Consider the following 20335-nt stretch of genomic DNA (forward strand, 5'->3'; position numbering starts at 1 on the left):
AACCACATAAACCTTCCCTCGTCTTTCTCAGGTTATATTATTTTTTCGCCTTACATCACTTCAAAGAACTTGATGCCACTCATCTGTGGCCTCTGTCGATCTCTCAAAACTCACGTTTCAAGAACCATTTTTTTTTCCTTCCTTGCTGAAGGGAGTGCAAAGGTAAGAAGCTTTTTTTAATCCGCAACACTCTTTGCTTTTTTTTATTTTTTAAAAGTCTCAAAAACCTCGATCTCTTCCACTTTTAACCCCTTCTCTGTCCAAGGGTGCGCAAAGGTAAGTGTTCTTTTTTGACTTCCTATCCCTTTTGCAAAATTTTATTTCCTTTCAATTCCTAAGCCTCTCAGCCTCCCCGTTTCCCTCCGCCGTTCGCGTCGTTTGGGAGTGCAAATATCCTACTTTTATCCGTAACAACAATATCATTCCTCAAAAAATATCTCCCCCTAACATAAACCCCTGAAAAAGAAGAATAAAAATTTTAGGAAATAAAAATGCCCTGATAAGCTTTTTATCAGGGCATAAATTTCTAGTTAAATCGAGAATTATAGCTTTTTCAAAACAATGTTTCGCCAATACACCTTAATTCCTCCTCCATCATGGATCTGAAGACAGATTCCGCCTTTTCCTTCTCCGATTTTAGCATCTGAGAAGTTTACCATCTCATGACCGTTCAAATAGGAAGTGACATTATCGCCTTTTACCACGATTCTCATCTTGTTCCATTCTCCGAACTTCAAATATTTATCTTTTTCAGGATCCGGCTTAACCAACCAACCCCTTCCATAGGACTCGTAAATACCTCCGGTATCATGCCCTGGAGGAGCTACCTCCACTTGCCAACCAGAAACTTTGGTGCCATCAACTGTAGATCTGATAAAAACACCACTATTTCCGTTTGCCTCTTGCTTGAACTCCAAGGTGACTTCAAAATCATCGTAATGCTCATCTGTCCCTAAATATCCATAACCTTTGTCCGGGCCACTTTCAGAAATTAATAGCCCATCCTCTACATACCACTTCTCAGTCCCATAGATTGTCCAGCCAGAAAGATCTTTTCCATTGAACAACTTTACTTTCTTCTGGGCAAAAGCCAAGTTTACAGATCCCAACAATAAAGCGGCAATCAATAATTTTTTCATAGTTTTCTAATTTTTAAATTTTTGAACCAAGTAACGGCTCCGTGATCTTGAAGTGATATTAAACCTGTTTTTGAAATTGCATAATCTGGGAAGTCATTCCATTTTCCAGAATTACGAGCAGCAGTCCACTCTTCAGAATAAGGAATAAACTCTACCGTCTTCTTTCCATTTAACCAATAACTCGCGCCTTCTTCGGAAAAAATAATTCTAGAAGTATTCCATTCACCCGCTGGCTTAACAGCACCCTCATAATCCGGTTCTGTCATCGCATAATCAGCACCAATAGATTGCCATTTTTCTAAAGGATCAGGAAACCCTAATTGATCAATTACTTGGTACTCTGGTCCAGTTTCATAAGGAGCATGGTATTTTGGATCTTCCACTACATGATACAAAACGCCGCTATTCCCACCTGGAGAAATCTTCCATTCCCATACCATTTCAAACTCCTCAAATTCCATTGGACCAAACACAATATCTCCTCCAATGTCTCCTCCTTTTCCTAATGCTTTTAAGGCACCATCTTCTACGGTCCAGCCATCTGGAAATGTATCGCCATTAAAGGCTCTCCAACCAGAAGGGTCTACCCCATCAAATAATAGCATCCATCCCTCTGATCTTTCTTCCTCCGTCAACGTGTTGTCCGGAATAACTACTTCTTCCACTACTTCTGTCTCTGTAGCTTCTTCAGCTGGCTTTGGCCCACAGGACCAAGCTAAGGCTATCAATGCCACCCAAGCTAATTTTGTGTTTTTCATATGATTTATTCTCTGTTTATTTTTCTCCTTAAAATTAAACCCAAAAGTTAATTGAAATTTTTAATAAAGTTATTTAAGAAACTCGATTTTTTCAAGTCTAGGAATAATCCCAATACATACCGGTCAACTGAATGAATTTGACAAATATTGTTTGGTTCCCAACATCCTGCTCCCATACCAAGAGAAGTACTCGCCATCAACCAGACAAATCTTGGTTTCGGACAAATGACTCTCGAAATACTCAATATGTTTCTCTTTAAAAGGAAAGGGTTCAGAACTTAGTAGCAGGTAATCCGGATGAATTTCCACCAATTCGTCTAAAGAGACTTTCGGATACCTATTTTCAGAAATCCTGTTTTCAAACCCACCGAAGGTAAGTATTTGATCAATAAATGTATTTTTACCAACGACCATTAAGGGATCCTTCCATATTAAATAGACACAAGTCCCTTTCCTTTCTAAAGGTGTTTGAAAGTCAGTTTCTAATTGTACTGCAATTTTTTCTGCTTGCTCTCCTACCTCCAGCATTTCTCCAATACTACGGATCATTGCGATCCCGTCTGTTACTGTGTTCACATCGCTCATCCATACAGGGTATTCCTTCATTAAATTCTCAATAGCCTTTTGGTCATTCTCCTCCTTGTTACCAATAATCAAGTCTGGTTGAAGAGAATGAATCATATCCATCCTATAATTCTTAGTTCCCCCAACAATGGCTTTTCTTTTTATTAAGCCTTCTGGATGGACGCAGAATTTTGTAATTCCAATTACCCTATCCTCCAATCCCAAATCAATCAACAATTCCGTTTGAGATGGGACAAGGGAAATAATTCTTTTTGGAGGATTCGAGAGACGAACCTTTCTCTTAAGTTGATCAGTATAAAGCATCTGGCCAAAAGTGTCATTGGGGTAACTCTTTTCCACTCGCTACCCCAAATGACCTATGTGAATTATTTAATATACTTGAAGTCAAAACTTGGATCAAAGTCCATAATGAATTCAAACATCAGATCAATTACTTGTCCAATATCGGACTTGCTCGCGGTTTCTACGGTAGTATGCATGTACTTTAAAGGAAGGGAAATTAATGCAGAAGGCACCCCTTCGTTGGAATAAGCAAAAGCATCTGTATCTGTACCTGTCACTCTGGAAGCCGCTGACCTTTGAAACGGTATATCTTTCTTTTTAGCTGTTTCAATAATCAAATCCAAGAGTTTCTTATGAACAGAAGCGCCATATGTTAATACGGGACCCTTCCCAGCAGTTTGATCTCCACTAGTTACCTTATTATATAAAGGAGCAGTCGTATCATGACATACATCAGTGATTATAGCCACATTGGGTTTAATATTGGCAGCTATCATTTGAGCTCCTCTTAAACCAATCTCTTCTTGAACGGCATTTACCACATAAAGTCCAAAAGGAAGCTTCTTTCCAGATTCTTTAATCTTTTTTGCTACCTGGGCAATCATATAGCCCCCAATTCTGTTATCCAAGGCTCTTCCAGAATAGAATTTACCATTCAACTCAGTTAATTCATCTTTGAAGGTAATGACACAGCCTACATGAATACCCAATTCCTCAACCTCTTCTTTTGATCTAGCACCTACATCAATAAAGATATTGTCCAATGTAGGAGCATCTTCTTTGCCTTCTTTCCTAACATGAATTGCAGGCCAACCAAAAACTCCTGGAATTACTCCTTTATCTGTATGAATATTTACCCGCATAGATGGAGCTATCATATGATCAGATCCTCCATTTCTCCTTACATAAATGTAACCATCGTCTTTAATGTAGTTGACAAACCAACTTATCTCATCCGCATGGGCTTCTATAACTAATTTATATGTTGCTTCTGGATTGATCACCCCAACAGCTGTACCATAATTATCTGTGAAATAATCATCAACAAATGGTTTGACGTAATCAATCCATATCTGCTGACCGGATGCTTCAAATCCTGTTGGTGAAGCATTATTTAAATACCTATATAAAAAGGTGTTGGACTCCATAATCTTTATTCTATTGTATAATTGGGATTAAACTTAATTATAGCGGAATATTTCCGTGTTTCTTTCTAGGTAATTTATCTACCTTATTTTCGAGCATTTTATATGCCTTGATCAATTTTGAACGTGTTTCGGAAGGAATGATCACCTCATCTATAAATCCTCTGTGAGCAGCGCGATAAGGGTTCGCAAACTTTTCTGTATAGTCCTCCACTTTCTCCTGTAACTTCTTTTCAGGGTCATTTGCCTCTGCTATCTCCTTCTTGAAAATAATTTCTGAAGCTCCCTTTGCCCCCATTACCGCAATTTCTGCGGTAGGCCAAGCAAAATTAAGATCCGCTCCTATGTGTTTTGAATTCATGACATCGTAAGCACCTCCATAAGCTTTACGGGTAATCACCGTTATCCTAGGCACGGTAGCTTCCGAAAACGCATAGAGTAATTTTGCTCCATTGCTGATGATGCCATTCCACTCCTGATCTGTTCCTGGCAAAAATCCTGGCACATCTACCAATACCAGCAATGGTACATTAAAACTATCACAAGTCCGAACAAATCTAGCCGCTTTAGTAGATGCATGGTTATCTAATACTCCTGCCATGGATTGAGGCTGGTTTCCTACAACCCCAATACTTCTACCTGCAATACGTGCAAAGCCTACGACAATGTTGTCTGCATAATTCTCATGAACCTCTAAAAAAGAATCTTCATCGACAATTCCTTTTACTGCATCTCGTATATCATATGGATGGTTTGGGTTCTCGGGAACCAGAGAATTAAGCTCTTCCCTACTTTCGTCTTCCAAAAATTCGTATGGATAAACCGGGGCTACCTCTTCACAGTTTTGAGGCAGGTAACTCAAAATGCTTTTGATATGCTTAATACATTCCAATTCATTAGGACAAGCAAAATGAGTCACCCCACTCTTGGTGCTATGGGCAGAGGCTCCTCCTAACTCCTCTGCCGTTACAGTTTCTTGGGTCACAGTTTTGACGACATTCGGACCTGTTACAAACATGTAAGAGGTATTCTCCACCATAAAAATAAAATCTGTGATGGCTGGAGAGTAAACAGCTCCTCCGGCACATGGTCCCATGATGGCAGAAATTTGAGGAATTACTCCTGAAGCTAATGTATTTCTGTAAAAAATATCAGCATACCCTCCCAAGGAATTGACCCCTTCCTGAATACGGGCACCTCCAGAGTCATTCAATCCAATTACAGGGGCGCCATTTTTCATGGCCATATCCATGATTTTACAAATTTTCTCGGCATGAGTTTCTGACAGGGAACCCCCAAACACCGTAAAATCTTGGGAAAACACATACACTAATCTCCCATTGATTTCTCCATAGCCAGTGACTACTCCGTCGCCTAAATAATGCTCTTTATCCAAACCAAAATCCTTGGCCCGGTGCATAACAAATCGATCTAATTCCTGAAAAGTCCCTTCATCCAACAATAATTCTAATCGTTCTCTAGCAGTTAACTTCCCTTTTTTATGTTGGGCTTCAATCCTCTTTTCCCCTCCTCCTTTTAAAGCATCTGCATTTTTCTGTTTTAACAACTCTATCTTCCCATCTATGCCGGGAAGAATATATTTGGGCGTATTGTTTTCGTTCATACGATTTACATTAGACTAGTTCAAATATAGCAGGCTTTCGCAGGGATGGAAAAAACTCTTTAGAATGAGTCCATCAATTACAAATTATAATTACCTACTCAAGAGGAAATTTTAAGTTCTTTACTTGAAAGCTGACCTTCAATTTAACCTATTTCATATAAAATTGGCCTTTTTAAAAAAATCTTGGAATAAAATTAAAGTGGAAAGCACTCATTTCAAATAACTTTCTATATTCGCCCATCCAAAAATTGGCAACCTATGAATACCCAAAAGGCGGCGGTAATAGATATGGGGACCAATACATTTCATTTGTTATTGGTTGAGTTGAATGAATCCGGATTCAAAACTATTTACAAGGAAAAAATCCCTGTAAAGCTGGGAAAGGGTGGAATCAACCAAAATAATTTAGCAGACGACGCTCAAAAAAGAGCTTTTCATACCTTAAAACATTTTAAAAACCTGATAGATGGTGAAAACATCAATCAGGTTTTTGCTTTTGCAACCAGTGCAGTCCGCAATGCAGAAAATGGCCTTGCCTTTGTTCAGCAGGTGAAAGAAGAAATCGGAATAAGCATACAAGTGCTTTCGGGAGAGGAAGAAGCACAAATGATCTATGAAGGCATTTGCCTTTCTGGCTCACTTAATGGACAAGTAGAGCTTATGATGGATATTGGTGGTGGATCCGTTGAATTTATTATCGGCACTTCCCAAGAAGTCTTTTGGAAAAAGAGTTTTGAAATAGGAGGCCAGCGACTTCTAGAGCTTTTTCATTACCATGACCCCATTCTTCCTGAAGAAGTGGCCAAGCTAGAGTCTTATCTGGAAACTAAACTTGGATCTTTGATTGAAGCAATTAAGACTTATAAACCAACTGGATTGGTAGGGGCTTCTGGAACTTTTGACACCCTCACGGATATTTATTACGAATCCATGCTTCAGTGTAAACTGACTGGACAACATGTATTTGAACTTCCTATCAATGAATTTGAAAAAATTCACGATATGCTATTGACTAAAAACAAAGAAGAAAGACTTCAAATCCCTGGAATGATCCCCATGCGGGTGGATATGATCGTAGTTGCTTCCAGTTTAATTGAATTTATACTGAGGTATATACCTGTTCGGTCCATCACCTGCTCTCATTACGCCCTCAAAGAGGGAGCTATTTCTAGGGTTTTAAAGCAAATCTCAGCAATCAAAGCCTAGTATTAAACCTAGGTTTATTTGATTCCTATTAGAAATCTGCCCGTTTGAAGCCGATTCACCAAATTCAAAAACTCATGACCTATTCTTACGAACAACTACGAGATTTCACTTTTGGAATATTAACTAAAATTGGCTGCCCAGAAGATCAGGCAAAAACGGCCACAGAAGTTCTTCTCTCTGCTGACCTGAGAGGCGTAGATAGTCATGGAGTAGCTAGACTTTCGGGGTATGTTAGACTTTGGGAAAAAGGCAGGATCAATGCGACTCCTAACCTAAAAATAGTCCATGAAACACCTTCTACTGCAGTAGTGGACGGGGATGGAGGTTTAGGTCTGGTCGTGGCTCCATTTGCCATGCAAGTGGCAATCGAGAAAGCTAAAATCGCAGGGACCGGATGGGTATCGGTAAAAAATTCCAACCATTATGGAATTGCAGGCTATCATGCAATGATGGCTTTGCAACATGATATGATTGGTATTTCCTTGACTAATGCTAGTCCTTTGGTTTCTCCGACTTTTTCGAAGGAAAGATTATTAGGCACCAATCCTATCTCTGTAGCTATTCCAGCCAAAGACCAACCAGCATTCGTTGCAGACATGGCAACTACTACAGCAGCTAATGGAAAATTGGAGATTTTACAACGTAAAGGCTTAGATACTCCTACAGGTTGGGTACAAGACAAAGAAGGAAATCCTACCACTTCCGCAAATGGAGTTAAAGATGGTGGAGCCTTATTACCATTGGGAGGAGATCGCGAGCATGGGTCGCATAAAGGATATGCCCTAGGATCGATTGTAGATATTTTTTCAGCAGTTCTTTCAGGTGCCAATTACGGCCCTTGGGTTCCACCTTTCGTAGCATTTTTGGAGCCTGACCCAAATCCAGTGGGAAAAGGAATCGGTCATTTCTTTGGAGCCATGCGTGTGGATGCGTTCCGCCCTGCAGATGAATTTAAATCCCATATGGATAATTGGATCACTCGATTTAGAGCAGCGAAACCAACACCCGGAAATGAGAAGGTCTTAATCCCGGGAGATCCAGAGCGGGAATTGGAGGGGATCCGAATGAAAGATGGCATTCCATTACTTGATCCAGTGGTGAAAGATTTGACGGAATTGGGAGACCGCTTTGGGGTAAAATTTTAATTATGTAGTTTCAGAACATTATTTAATTTATCAAATAAAATTTTTTCTCATGGAATTAATCAAGTTAGATAGTGCTATTCTAAAGCTGCATCCAAAAGCTGGAAAATCCTTTAATTCACATAGCGCTCTACTGGATTCCATTTCAGAAAAAGAAGTTCCGGATCTGATAATTTCTGAAATCAACAGGTATACTAATGACCTAAATGAATTGAAAGGGTCGGATTCAAACATGGACAGACGGATAAAAAAAGTTATCCGTTTGGTATTAAAACTTTTAGAAAAGGAGTGTCAGCTAGTTGCTAAAAATCACTATAGAAATTTATGGTTGGCACTGGGCATTTCTGCCTTTGGGATTCCCATGGGGGTAGCATTTGGAGCAAGTTTAGGGAATATGGCATATCTAGGAATTGGATTGCCTATCGGAATGGCAATTGGGATTGCGGTTGGAATGTCAAAAGACAAAGAAGCTTTATCTCAAGGAAAACAATTGTACTGGGGAGGAGAGTAATTTCGAAATCAGTACTTTTTATCATTCCTATTTTTGGGGGAACCTCCCTTCCTTTTCCCCTTGCTAGAATCAGGGCTTTTTGTAATTTAAAGCAACAAATTACTCAAACCCAGAATTCATGAACCAGCTCAACAGACGAGAATTTTTAAAAGGCAGCTCTACCCTCCTCACATTAGCAAGTTTTGGATTACTTGGCATGGACTTCAAAGATCAAGAAGGTCCTTTACGAGTCGCATTGATTGGTACTGGCTGGTATGGCAAATCCGATCTTTTCCGATTGATTCAAGTGGCAGATGTGGAAGTTGTCGCCCTATGCGATGTAGATAACAAACAATTGGAGGAAGCAGGAAAACTGGTTGCAACGCGCCAAAAGTCCAAAAAAGTCCCTGCCCTGTATGAGGACTACAAGGAACTTTTAGCGAAAGAAAAACCTGAATTTGTACTCGTAGGAACTCCAGATCATTGGCATGCGCTGATTGCCATTGATGCAGTTAAGAGCGGAGCACATGTGTATCTACAAAAGCCCATTTCTGTTGATGTCATCGAAGGAGAAGCCATCCTGGCCGCAGCAAGAAAATATGACCGCAAAGTTCAAATTGGAACTCAACGCAGAAGCACACCGCATTTGGTACAGGCAAAGAAGGAAATTATTGATTCCGGGAAATTAGGGAAAATATCACATGCAGAGGTTTGTTGCTATTACCATATGCGCAATAGAAGTCATCCAGATATAATTCCTGTTCCTGCAAATTTGAATTATGATATGTGGGCTGGTCCAGCTCCGAAGCTCCCATATCGAGGAATCCTTCATAGAGGATGGAGAGCATTTATGGAATATGGAAACGGCATCGTAGGAGACATGTGCGTTCACATGTTGGATGCCGTTCGATGGATGCTGGATTTAGGTTGGCCGGTTCAAGTAACTTCTACAGGAGGAATCTATGTCGACAAGGCCTCTATATCTAATATTTCCGATACCCAAACAGCTATTTTTGAATTTCCGGAGCTCAATGTGGTCTGGCAACATCGAACTTGGGGAAATCCAGTTGATAGAGATTATCCTTGGGCATTTAAGATATATGGCGAAAATGGAATGCTTGCGGGTAGTCCCATGCGAGCTGATTTTTACCCTGAAGGAAGAAATAATGGAGAGCCAATCCATTACCCCGTAGTTTTGGAAAAAGAAAAATTCCCAGAAGATGTTACCGAAAAAGACATCGAAATTCATGCAGCTCCAGCTACACGTGAGCAAATGAAAGACTGGCTTCAAGCAATAGAACAAGACACTTTGCCTGTGGCAGATGTGTTAGAAGGCCACATTTCTACGGCTTCTTGTATTCTTGCGAATATGTCTATGAATTTAGGAGGAAGACCTTTAAAATATGACCCTAAAACCATGACGGTTCTGAACGATTCTGAAGCCACTGCCCTATTGAGAAGACCGTATCGAGAGGGCTATATACATCCAGAGCCTGACAACATTTAATTTTCTAGGTAAAACAGGTGCCGCATACCCGCTATTCCATTTGGTAAAGGTTTGGCTTTTTGTATCTTAAGAGGTACAATAAACCTCAAACCCCAACTTAATGAATGCTCTCAACCGAAGAGATTTTCTCAAAGGCTCTTCTGCCTTAGCTACACTCGCCAGTTTTGGATTGTTAGGAATGGACTTTAAAGACCAGGAAGGTCCATTAAAAGTGGCATTAATCGGAGCTGGCTGGTATGGAAAATCTGACCTTTTTCGGCTAATTCAAGTAGCTGATGTAGAAGTAGTGGGATTAAGCGATCCCGATCAGCACATGTTACAAGCTGCTGGTGAAATGGTGGCTACTAGGCAAAAATCTGGAAAAGTCCCAACTTTATACGAAGACTATAAAGAACTTTTAGCAAAGGAAAAACCTGAATTCGTCTTGATCGGATCTCCTGATCATTGGCATGCCTTGCAATGCATCGATGCTCTCAAAGCAGGAGCCCATGTATATGTGCAAAAACCTATTTCTGTGGATGTCATAGAAGGCGAAGCTATGGTAGCAGCAGCAAGAAAATATGGCAAAAAAGTTCAGGTAGGAACTCAACGTAAAAGTACTCCTCACCTGATCGATGCCAAAGAACAGATCATTGACTCAGGAAAATTAGGTAAAATTTCTCACGTGGAGATCTGCTGTTATTATCATATGAGAGCCAATGGCAACCCACCTGTAGAGCCAGTTCCAGACTTTTTCAATTATGAATTATGGACCGGCCCTGCTCCATTACGCCCATATGATGGACTTCCTCATAGACGATGGTGGAGAACCTTTATAGAATATGGAAACGGCATAACAGGAGATATGTGCGTTCATATGCTGGATACAGTTCGATGGATGTTAAAGCTAGGCTGGCCGACAAAAATAAGTTCAACCGGTGGTATTTTTGTTCAGAAAGATGGAAAGTCAAATATTTCAGATACACAATCCGCCATCTTCGAGTATCCAGAACTCAATGTTGTTTGGCAACATCGTACTTGGGGTAACCCTGATGATCCGGAATATCCATGGGCGTTCAAGATTTTTGGAGAAAAAGGAATGTTGGCTGGAAGCACTATGCAGGCGGATTACACTCCTGTAGATAGAAATGAAAAGCCCATCCATTTTGAATGTCTTTTTGAAAGAGAAAAATACCCAGAAGATGTAAATGAACCTGACATCGAATTAAATGCTGCGCCTGCGACAAGACTACACATGAAAGACTGGCTAAAATCGATTAACCAAAACACCTTGCCAGTTGCGGACATTGAAGAAGGACATATCTCCACAGCTTCATGTATTCTAGCTAATATTTCGATGGATTTGGGAGGAAGAATTCTGAAGTATGATCCCAAAACCATGACAGTGGTAGGAGATAAAGAAGCGACAGCCCTGTTGAGAAGGCCCTATAGACAAGGGTATATACACCCTGAACCAAAATCTGTATAGGAAATTTAGAATCCAATCGTAAAACCGGCTACAAAAGATGTGGTCGGTTTTATTATTTTTAGGCTTCCTTGAAAAGAACATATGATTCAAATAAACCCTGCCACAACCGAAGATTTAAAACATGTTCAGGCAATAGCCCATCAAACATGGCCGCATACCTTTGGGAAGATTCTCAGCCCAGAGCAAATCGACTACATGCTCGATTGGATGTATGACTTGAAAATGCTTGAGAAGCAGCAATTGGAAGAAGGACACACCTTTTTGCTGGCCGAAGAAATGGGGCAAAAATTAGGGTTTACTGGATTTCAGATAGATCAGGAAACCGGGAAGACTAAAATCCATAAGATTTACATTTTACCCTCCGCCCAAGGAAAAGGGATTGGTAAAAAATTGATCCAGGCGATTAAAGAAGCCGCTCTGAAAAAAGATCAATCCAGTCTTCTTCTTAATGTAAACAAGTACAATGAAGGAGCAATCCAATTTTATCAATACTTAGGTTTCGTCAATATTAAAAGTGAAATTAATGACATAGGGAACGGCTATGTGATGGATGACTATGTATTTGAGATGAAGCTTTGAGTTTTTGCTGAGATTTCTCAGTAGTCCATCCCTCGAAATTACACTTTTACATTTTTCAAAACTGTCTCCCAAAGCAGCAATCCATTAGCTGGTGCAGGAGGTAATTTCTCAAACTTTTCAGGGGATTCAAACCTTTGAAGAATTTCAGCAATTTCCATTTCTCCTTTACCAATTTGCCATAGGGCAGACATCATCATTCGAACTTGATGGTGTAAAAAACCCGTCCCGGTAATTTCAAAATAAAAGATGTCCTCAGGAAAAAACTGTCCTTGAAATTCATTGGAACTAACTATCCCCGCTGAAATCACTTCGCGATGGTAATCCGTTTTATTTTCTGAAGGCCTACAGAAGCCTTTGAAGTTATGCACACCAATAAATAATTCACAAGCTTTCTTCATTGCTTCCCAGTTTAACTTAGTTGGAACATTGACCATAAAAGCAGAAGCAAACGGATGGAATGATAAAAAACTGGAAAAATAGTAACGATAGATTTTCTGTTGAACGGATTGAATAAGGTTAAAGCTTGCCGGAACCTCCTGCACTTTATTCAATTTGATATCCTGAGGTAGATGTTCATTTAATTGGGGTAAAAGAGAATCCATATCTATTGATTCTCGCATAAAAAGTTGCGCATATCCTCCCAGACAAGACACCCCTGAATCTGTTCGACTTCCACCAATTAGAGAGAAATCCTCATGCCCCAACACATGTCTCAGAACCCTTTCCAAACGTCTTTGAACTGTCGGTTGGTTAGGCTGAGGGGCCCAACCTTTATACCTTGCCCCGAAATAGGAAATAGAAAATAAATAAGAATAAGGTCTGGATTGCATTTTCAAATATAATATCCAAACTGTAAACGGGGTATTTCTCTTTTTAATTAGCAACAACAGGCTGAGTCCAAGCTACTTCGGTATCTCCTAATTGATATGGATTTTCTTTGGGTTTAGAGGAAATGATTTTCGCACGAACATACATATCCCCCTCAACTAAAGTGTATTCAGCTTTTATTCCACTTACTTCCTCCAACAACACGCCACTTTGCTCTGGGGCAGATTTTTTAGTACCAAAAAATTGAATGGTATAGTCTACGCCGGTTTCTGGATCCACTTCCACACCCAGTATTTTCCCGTCAAAATCTATGGAACTCAATGTCACACCTGTAGTAGCGTAAAAATCCCCTTGTTCCATTGCCTCAATTAGTGACTCTGGATTTAAATCTTTGGCCAACACCATTACCCAGCCTCTTCCTGGATTACTACTATTTTGATCAAACACATGGTAATTATGCGCATCATCTACTGCTAATCCATATAATAATGGCTTGTTAGCTCTCAAATAGGCAGACTGGACTTTGTCCCAAAGCACTTCCATACTTGGTCTTAAAGAATCTCCATAATTATTTACCTGAGGATGACCATTATACACTTCAAAAAATCGCTCTCCATTCAATTCAATCATATCCTCAGGCGTAATTGCCCAGATAAAATTTGGATGATTGATATGTAAAAACATGGGAACCCCAGTGGAATCCCTTTGAGCTTTGACACGATCCAATCCATTTTGTAAAATCTCTGATACGGAATTACCTCCTTCTGCAGGAATCAACTTTTGAATATTAGTCACATTCATGTGTAGTGGCTTTTTCTCAAAGCTTTCGGTCAGTTCCTGAGATTGAATTATCAAAAACTCACCTTCCTCTTCAAACATTGGCCTATATTCAGACAGGGTCTTTAATTTCACTTCAATCCTCCCTGTAGAATCTTCCCGATAAATCACCTCATCTCCATACTTATCCAAGTATTTCTGAAAGCCTAACTCATGAGAAGGAGATTTAGGAATCAGTTTCCACTTTTCGCCTGTGGCCAAGGTATTATGATCTGAAAGCACTACGAAATCATAGTCATTTGACTTATACCAGTCCATGATCATTTCAGGATAATTATCTCCATCAGACCAATAGGAATGAGTATGCAGGTTTCCTTTGAACCATTGTTTTTGAGGGGATTCTTCTAAAGGCTTTTCTCCGCATGAAAAAAGGCTCAAACCAAGGATTGCTAGTAGAAAAGATGAGTATCTCATAGTTATTTACTTCAAAAGTTTAATCTCCAATATAATCAAGTGATCCTTATCCAAGGGTAGTTTTAAGAAACATTTTTCTCTATTAAAAAAATACGAAAGAACCACCTATAAATAGGTGGTTCTTTCGATAAAATTCGAGATTACAAATCTCCAATAGCTATTTTCTTAGTGTTTAACCTTAAGCCAAAATCTTAGCCGCTAGCCAATCTCCCACTTCAGAAGTCTTGTAAGATGGTCCTCCATCTGCAATATCCTCTGTCACATATCCTTCCGCAAGGGATTGATTCACCACATCAGAAATTAATTGAGCTTCTTCTTTCAAGTCAAAGGCGTACTCAAACATCATCGCTGCAGAAAGTACTGTAGCCAATGGATTAGCAATGTCTTTTCCAGCTGCTTGAGGATAAGAACCGTGAATTGGTTCAAATAATTTGATGGAAGTACCCAAAGAGGCAGATGGCATCAATCCCATAGATCCAGAGATTACAGAAGCCTCATCCGTCAAGATGTCACCAAACAAGTTTTCTGTAATTAAAACATCGTATGCCTTTGGCCATTGGATCAAACGCATGGCTACTGCATCTACAAATTCGTATTCCACTTTTACATCAGGATATTCAGGAGCCAATTCCTGAACTGTCTCTCTCCATAGTCTGGAAGTAGCCATCACATTTGCTTTGTCCACGCAAGTCAATAACTTTCTTCTTTTCTGAGCTGCCTCAAATCCCATTCTAGCAAGACGTGTGATCTCTTCCTTGCTATATACATTGGTATCAAAAGCTTTCGTTCCTTGCTCATTTCTTCCTCTAGGTTCCCCGAAATAAACCCCTCCGGTCAACTCTCTAAAGAACACGAAATCAACTCCTTCTACTCTTTCCAATTTCAATGGTGATTTATGTACCAAAGAAGGGAATGTGAACGTAGGGCGAACGTTAGCAAACAAACCCAATTTTTGTCTCATTAAAAGAAGTCCTTGCTCAGGCCTTACTTTTGCCTTAGGATCATTGTCATACTTTGGATCACCAATCGCCCCGAATAGAACTGCATCCGATGCAGCAGCAATTTCATGGGTAGAATCTGGATAAGGCAGTCCCGTGGCATCAATTGCTGCCGCTCCAACTACTGCTTCTTTAAATGAGATTTGGTGTCCGAATTTCTGTCCAATTGCTTTTACAACTTTGACAGCCTGGTCGATTACTTCAGGGCCGATGCCGTCACCCGGCAACAGCGCGATATTCATTTCCATAGAATTTGGATTCTTCTTGGGTTGGATTTTGATTAAATGTTTCGACGATATTCAGCATTTTCTCTGTGGCCATCATCGCTGCCACGGTCTGATCTGGATCAAGACCTTTAGTTTTAAATATTTTACCATAATCCCAGGTGATCACCGTTTCCACAAAGGCATCGGTCTTTCCTCCTGGAGGAATGGAAACATGATAATCTATCAGTTTGGGAAGCTCTTTTTTTAGCCCCTTGTAAATTTTGCGAAGCGCTCTCATGAAAGAGTCATACTGACCATCACCAGTAGCACTTTCATCATAGGTTTTTCCATAGACCTTCATCCTGAGTTGAACCGTAGGTTTCAAGCCTTTGGAATGAGTCATATGATATCCCTCAATGTGGATATTCTTTTTGATGGAATTATTCTGAAGTACGTCGGAAATGATGTATGGAAGGTCTTCGGTAGTGACGCGCTCTTTTTTATCTCCCAGTTCAATGATTCTTTGGGTAACTTTGGTCAATTCATCCTTCTCTAAGGAAATACCCAATTCTTCTAAATTCTTTAGAATATTGGCTTTCCCAGAAGTTTTCCCTAATGCATACTTACGCTGTCTACCAAATCGCTCTGGCATTAGGTCATTGAAATATAGGTTCTTTTTATTGTCCCCATCCGCATGGATTCCTGCAGTCTGAGTAAATACATTTTCACCTACCACCGGTTTGTTTGCAGGTATATGTTGCCCAGAAAATTGCTCCACCAATTTACTGACCCTGTAGATCTTCTGCTCTTGAACATTGATCTCTAAGTCCGTAAAATCCTTGATCACTGCAATCACAGATTCCAAAGGTGCATTTCCTGCACGTTCGCCTAATCCGTTGACAGTAGTATGAATTCCTGTTACTCCATTTAAAATCGCTTCCATGGCATTGGCCACCGAAAGATCATAATCATTGTGGGCATGAAAATCAAAATGTACATCCGGAAATTGTGCTACAATTTCAATAATATAGGCTTTGGTCTCTTCAGGAGATAATAAGCCCAAGGTATCTGGAAGCATAATTCTCTTCACCGGCTGTTTGGAAAGAAACTCGATGAGGTCAAGCGTATATTTCTTAGAATTACGCATTCCATTACTCCAATCCTCTAGATAGATATTGACATCGATCCCATTTTCCTGAGCATGGGCAATACTTTGAGCAATGTCTGCAAAGTGCTGTTCTTGAGTTTTCTTTAATTGATGCGTCAAGTGATTTAATGACCCTTTAGTCAACAAATTCATCACTTTTGCACCTGCTTGAATAAGCCAATTGACAGATGCTGGAGTGTCTACAAAACCCAACACTTCCACTCGATCCAAATAGCCTTTTTCAGCTGCCCAATGGGTGATTTTTTGTACTCCCTCCAGCTCACCGTCAGAAACGCGAGCCGAAGCCACTTCAATCCTATCTACCCGGAGTTCTTCCAAAAGTAGCTTAGCAATTTGTAGCTTTTCAGAAGGCAAAAAGGAAACACCTGAGGTCTGTTCTCCATCCCTCAGGGTTGTATCCATTATTTCTATGCGTCTCTGATGATTCATCAACGTTTATCTTGTTTTTTCAAACTCATCGATCTCAGACTCCATGCTCAGCAAGTAGTCGATATCGTCAAAGCCATTTTGCATATTATCCTTTTTATAGGCATTAATGTCAAAAGACTCAGTCTCTCCTGTGGAGAGCAAGGTGATTGTTTGAGCAGGAATGCTTACTTCAATTTCCGTTGCCGGATTTTCGGTGATCGCATCCAATAGTTTATCTGCAAATTCCGGCGAAACCGTCACTGGCAATACACCAATATTCAGACAGTTATTTTTGAAAATATCTGCAAAGAAGCTGGAAACCACACATCTGAACCCATAATCATAGATGGCCCAAACTGCATGCTCTCTACTGGATCCTGATCCAAAGTTTTTCCCCGCTACTAGAATTTTACCAGAATAAGTAGGGTCGTTCAAAACGAAATCCTTTTTTGGATTTCCTTCTACATCATATCTCCAATCACGGAAAAGATTGTCACCAAAACCTTCACGCTCTGTTGCTTTTAGGAAACGAGCAGGGATGATTTGGTCTGTATCTACGTTTTCTGTAGGCAAAGGAACTGCCGTACTCGTTAAAACGGTGAATTTATCGTAAGCCATTTTCTTTCTTTTAGGATTCTACAAACACTTCGCGTGGATCGGTGATTTTACCGGTTACAGCTACTGCAGCAACGGTCAAAGGAGAAGCCAGCATCGTTCTGGCACCTGGTCCTTGACGTCCTTCGAAGTTTCTGTTGGAAGTGGAAACTGCATATTTACCTGCTGGAATTTTATCATCATTCATTGCTAGACATGCAGAACATCCAGGTTGTCTCAACTCAAAACCTGCTTCTTCCAATATTTTCACCAAACCTTCTTCTTGGGCCATTTTCTCCACTTCTTTTGATCCAGGAACAATCCAAGCAGTGATGTTATCTGCTTTTTTATGACCTTTCACAAAACCTGCTACCGCACGGATATCTTCGATTCTGCCATTGGTACAAGATCCAACAAAGACATAATCCACTTTCTTACCTTTCACAGGCTCACCTGGGGCAAAACCCATATATTCCAAAGATTTCAAGTAAGAAGTTTTATTGCTTCCTTCCATTCCTTCCGTAGTAGGAATATTTCCAAGAACTTTAATACCCATACCTGGATTGGTACCATAGGTAATCATTGGTTCAATATCAGCCGCATCAAAATGGTATTCTTTATCAAAAACAGCACCTTCGTCAGTTTTCAATTGAGACCACTCTGCCACTGCCTTATCCCAATCTTCACCCTTAGGAGCATATTGTTTTCCTTTTAGGTATTCAAATGTAGTCTCATCAGGAGCTATCAATCCACCTCTTGCACCCATCTCTATGGACATGTTACAAATGGTCATTCTTGCTTCCATAGACAAACTTTGAATGGCAGTTCCTGCATATTCTACAAAGTAACCTGTAGCTCCTGCAGCGGAAATTTTAGAGATGATATAAAGGATGATATCTTTCGAAGTCACACCAGCCCCCAACTCACCATCAACGGTGATTCTCATTTTCTTTGGCTTGGACTGCATAATACACTGAGTGGCCAAAACCATTTCCACTTCTGAAGTACCAATTCCGAAGGCAATAGCTCCAAAAGCTCCATGTGTGGAGGTATGGCTATCTCCACAGACAATGGTCATTCCTGGTTGGGTAATTCCCAATTCAGGTCCGATTACGTGAACGATACCATGATGGGCAGATCCCAAATCATGCAACTCAATTCCATATTTCCTACAGTTTTCACGAAGTCTCTCCACTTGCATGCGAGAAAGCTTGTCTTTGATCGTCTGATCCTGGTCTACTGTTGGAACGTTATGATCTGGTGTTGCAATTGTACGATGAGGATATTTTACTGAAACCCCTCTTTTCTCCAGATTTAGGAATGCTACTGGAGAGGTAACTTCATGGATAAAATGCTTATCTATGAAGAATACATCTGGTCCAGAAGGTACAGAACGTACCACATGAGCATCCCAGATTTTATCGAATAATGTTGTCTTTTCCATGATTTTAAGCAGTCGTATATTCTTTGACTGGTATTTTGTTTAGCGCATCAACAAAAGCTTGGGCAGAAGCCAAAACTATGTCCGTATTAGAAGAGAACCCATAATAAGGCTTATCTCCTTTGATCAATCTCATGTGTACTTTAGCCACGTCATCACTACCATGGGTAATTGCCTGAATTAAGAACTCTTCTAAGTCTACCTGTGGTTTTACAATCTTATCAATTGCTTTCAATACTGCATCTACCGGGCCATTCCCATGAGAAGTCGCTTGATGTTGCTCCTCTCCAATTGTTAATGAAACCTTCGCTTGAATAGACCCATTAGAAGAATAGGAAACTTCTCCAAGCTCAATGAAATTTGACTCCTCTATATATTTTCCTACCAAGCCCATCAAGTCCTTTCTACCAATATCCCTTTTGCTATCTGCAAGGACCAAGAAAGCTTCATAGACTTCTCTCAATGCATCTCCTTCCAACTCAACACCCAAAGCATCTAAATGGTGCTTCAAAGCTGCTCTTCCGGATCTTGCCGTCAAAACAATGGTTGACTCTTCTACTCCAACATCTTTTGGATCGATGATTTCATAGTTTTCTCTATGCTTCAACACGCCATCTTGGTGGATACCTGATGAGTGGGCAAATGCATTTCTACCAACAATTGCCTTATTCGGTTGAACAGGCATATTCATCAGCTTAGAAACCAATCGGCTAGTTTTATAAATTAGAGGGGTAACGATTTCTGTATGAACAGGGATGGATTGATGACATTTTATTGCCATCACTACTTCTTCCATAGAAGTATTACCTGCTCTTTCACCAATTCCATTAATAGTAACTTCTACTTGACGGGCACCTTGTTGAACACCGGCAACCGTATTGGCAGTGGCCATTCCCAAATCATTGTGACAATGTGTGGCGATGATCGCCTTATCTATGTTTGGGACATTATTCTTAAGACTCGAAATAATCGCACCATATTGCTCAGGCAAACAATATCCTGTAGTATCAGGAATATTTACCACAGTCGCTCCTGCTTTGATTACCTCTTCAATGATTTTGCAAAGGAAATCGGGCTCCGAACGTCCTGCATCTTCTGCATAGAACTCGACATCGTCCACAAATTGTCTTGCAAACTTAACGGCCGCCACTCCACGCTTGATGATATCATCTGGCGTAGAGCGGAGCTTATATTGTATATGGTAAGGAGACACACCGATACCAGTGTGAATCCTACCTTTCTTTGCAAATTTGAGTGCCTGGGCTGCTACTTCGATATCCTTCTCAACGGCTCTCGAGAGGGCACAAATGATTGGGTTTGAAACTGCCTTTGAAATCTCCACCACCGAGTTGAAGTCCCCCGGACTGGAAATTGGAAAGCCGGCTTCGATGATATCTACACCTAGTTCTTCCAAAGCTTTCGCCACCACAATTTTCTCCTGGGTATTTAGCTGACACCCTGGAACTTGCTCCCCATCTCTTAGGGTTGTGTCAAATATCCATAGCTTTTCACTCAT

Annotated in this window: 18 protein-coding genes; 6 read left to right on the forward strand and 12 right to left on the reverse strand. The window is 40.3% G+C overall.

Going from position 1 to position 20335, the window contains the following annotated elements; all coding sequences use genetic code 11:
- Positions 1–542: 542 nt before the first annotated feature.
- The 5 genes from JYB62_RS10805 to JYB62_RS10825 form a co-directional block, all read right to left on the reverse strand.
- Positions 543–1139 (reverse strand): 3-keto-disaccharide hydrolase, encoded by a 597-nt coding sequence (locus JYB62_RS10805; RefSeq protein WP_205645464.1) that lies wholly within the window; start codon positions 1137–1139, stop codon positions 543–545.
- Positions 1136–1897 carry a 3-keto-disaccharide hydrolase gene (locus tag JYB62_RS10810; protein ID WP_205645465.1) on the reverse strand — a complete coding sequence of 254 codons (762 nt, stop codon included), beginning with the start codon at positions 1895–1897 and terminating at the stop codon, positions 1136–1138. Before JYB62_RS10810 ends, JYB62_RS10805 begins: the two co-directional genes overlap by 4 nt.
- A 123-nt stretch (positions 1898–2020) precedes the next feature.
- A complete protein-coding gene (locus JYB62_RS10815) occupies positions 2021–2821 on the reverse strand; it encodes an ABC transporter substrate-binding protein (RefSeq protein WP_317194660.1) in 801 nt (266 codons plus the stop codon).
- Between the two features lie 26 nt (positions 2822–2847).
- Positions 2848–3912 (reverse strand): M42 family metallopeptidase, encoded by a 1065-nt coding sequence (locus JYB62_RS10820; RefSeq protein WP_205645466.1) that lies wholly within the window; start codon positions 3910–3912, stop codon positions 2848–2850.
- A 37-nt stretch (positions 3913–3949) separates the two neighbouring features.
- Positions 3950–5533: an acyl-CoA carboxylase subunit beta gene (locus JYB62_RS10825; RefSeq protein WP_205645467.1), complete on the reverse strand. Its 1584-nt coding sequence runs from the start codon at positions 5531–5533 to the stop codon at positions 3950–3952.
- 258 nt (positions 5534–5791) lie between these two features.
- Here JYB62_RS10825 and JYB62_RS10830 point away from each other — a divergent pair, with 258 nt between their 5' ends.
- The 6 genes from JYB62_RS10830 to JYB62_RS10855 all read left to right on the forward strand — a co-directional run bounded on the left by JYB62_RS10830 (position 5792) and on the right by JYB62_RS10855 (position 11925).
- Positions 5792–6739: a Ppx/GppA phosphatase family protein gene (locus JYB62_RS10830; RefSeq protein ID WP_205645468.1), complete on the forward strand. Its 948-nt coding sequence runs from the start codon at positions 5792–5794 to the stop codon at positions 6737–6739.
- Positions 6740–6813: 74 nt separating this feature from the next.
- Entirely contained in the window at positions 6814–7884 is a 1071-nt protein-coding gene (locus tag JYB62_RS10835) for an Ldh family oxidoreductase (RefSeq protein WP_205645469.1), read from the forward strand.
- A gap of 49 nt (positions 7885–7933) precedes the next feature.
- Complete coding sequence (locus tag JYB62_RS10840) at positions 7934–8392, forward strand: hypothetical protein (protein ID WP_205645470.1); 459 nt, start codon at positions 7934–7936, stop codon at positions 8390–8392.
- A gap of 118 nt (positions 8393–8510) precedes the next feature.
- Positions 8511–9878, forward strand: coding sequence for a Gfo/Idh/MocA family protein (locus JYB62_RS10845; RefSeq protein WP_205645471.1), 1368 nt, complete (start codon positions 8511–8513; stop codon positions 9876–9878).
- A gap of 100 nt (positions 9879–9978) precedes the next feature.
- The gene (locus JYB62_RS10850) at positions 9979–11346 is read left to right on the forward strand and encodes a Gfo/Idh/MocA family oxidoreductase (protein WP_205645472.1); all 1368 of its coding nucleotides are present in this window, start codon (positions 9979–9981) and stop codon (positions 11344–11346) included.
- Positions 11347–11427: 81 nt separating this feature from the next.
- Positions 11428–11925: a GNAT family N-acetyltransferase gene (locus JYB62_RS10855; protein WP_205645473.1), complete on the forward strand. Its 498-nt coding sequence runs from the start codon at positions 11428–11430 to the stop codon at positions 11923–11925.
- 38 nt (positions 11926–11963) lie between these two features.
- Here the strand turns inward: JYB62_RS10855 and truA are convergent, their stop codons facing one another.
- The 7 genes from truA to JYB62_RS10890 all read right to left on the reverse strand — a co-directional run bounded on the left by truA (position 11964) and on the right by JYB62_RS10890 (position 20335).
- Positions 11964–12755 carry a tRNA pseudouridine(38-40) synthase TruA gene (gene truA, locus JYB62_RS10860; RefSeq protein WP_205645474.1) on the reverse strand — a complete coding sequence of 264 codons (792 nt, stop codon included), beginning with the start codon at positions 12753–12755 and terminating at the stop codon, positions 11964–11966.
- Between the two features lie 43 nt (positions 12756–12798).
- Entirely contained in the window at positions 12799–14004 is a 1206-nt protein-coding gene (locus tag JYB62_RS10865; protein ID WP_205645475.1) for a CehA/McbA family metallohydrolase domain-containing protein, read from the reverse strand.
- Positions 14005–14182: 178 nt separating this feature from the next.
- The gene (leuB, locus tag JYB62_RS10870) at positions 14183–15250 is read right to left on the reverse strand and encodes a 3-isopropylmalate dehydrogenase (RefSeq protein WP_205645476.1); all 1068 of its coding nucleotides are present in this window, start codon (positions 15248–15250) and stop codon (positions 14183–14185) included.
- Positions 15219–16805 carry an alpha-isopropylmalate synthase regulatory domain-containing protein gene (locus tag JYB62_RS10875; RefSeq protein ID WP_205645477.1) on the reverse strand — a complete coding sequence of 529 codons (1587 nt, stop codon included), beginning with the start codon at positions 16803–16805 and terminating at the stop codon, positions 15219–15221. The genes leuB and JYB62_RS10875 overlap by 32 nt, the downstream gene beginning before the upstream one ends.
- A gap of 6 nt (positions 16806–16811) precedes the next feature.
- Positions 16812–17402 carry a 3-isopropylmalate dehydratase small subunit gene (leuD, locus tag JYB62_RS10880; protein WP_205645478.1) on the reverse strand — a complete coding sequence of 197 codons (591 nt, stop codon included), beginning with the start codon at positions 17400–17402 and terminating at the stop codon, positions 16812–16814.
- 10 nt (positions 17403–17412) lie between these two features.
- The gene (gene leuC / locus JYB62_RS10885; protein WP_205645479.1) at positions 17413–18822 is read right to left on the reverse strand and encodes a 3-isopropylmalate dehydratase large subunit; all 1410 of its coding nucleotides are present in this window, start codon (positions 18820–18822) and stop codon (positions 17413–17415) included.
- Between the two features lie 4 nt (positions 18823–18826).
- Positions 18827–20335 (reverse strand): 2-isopropylmalate synthase, encoded by a 1509-nt coding sequence (locus tag JYB62_RS10890; RefSeq protein ID WP_205645480.1) that lies wholly within the window; start codon positions 20333–20335, stop codon positions 18827–18829.

Origin of the sequence: Algoriphagus lutimaris, assembly GCF_017051705.1 — a bacterium.
In the GTDB taxonomy this organism is placed as follows: Bacteria; Bacteroidota; Bacteroidia; order Cytophagales; family Cyclobacteriaceae; genus Algoriphagus; species Algoriphagus lutimaris.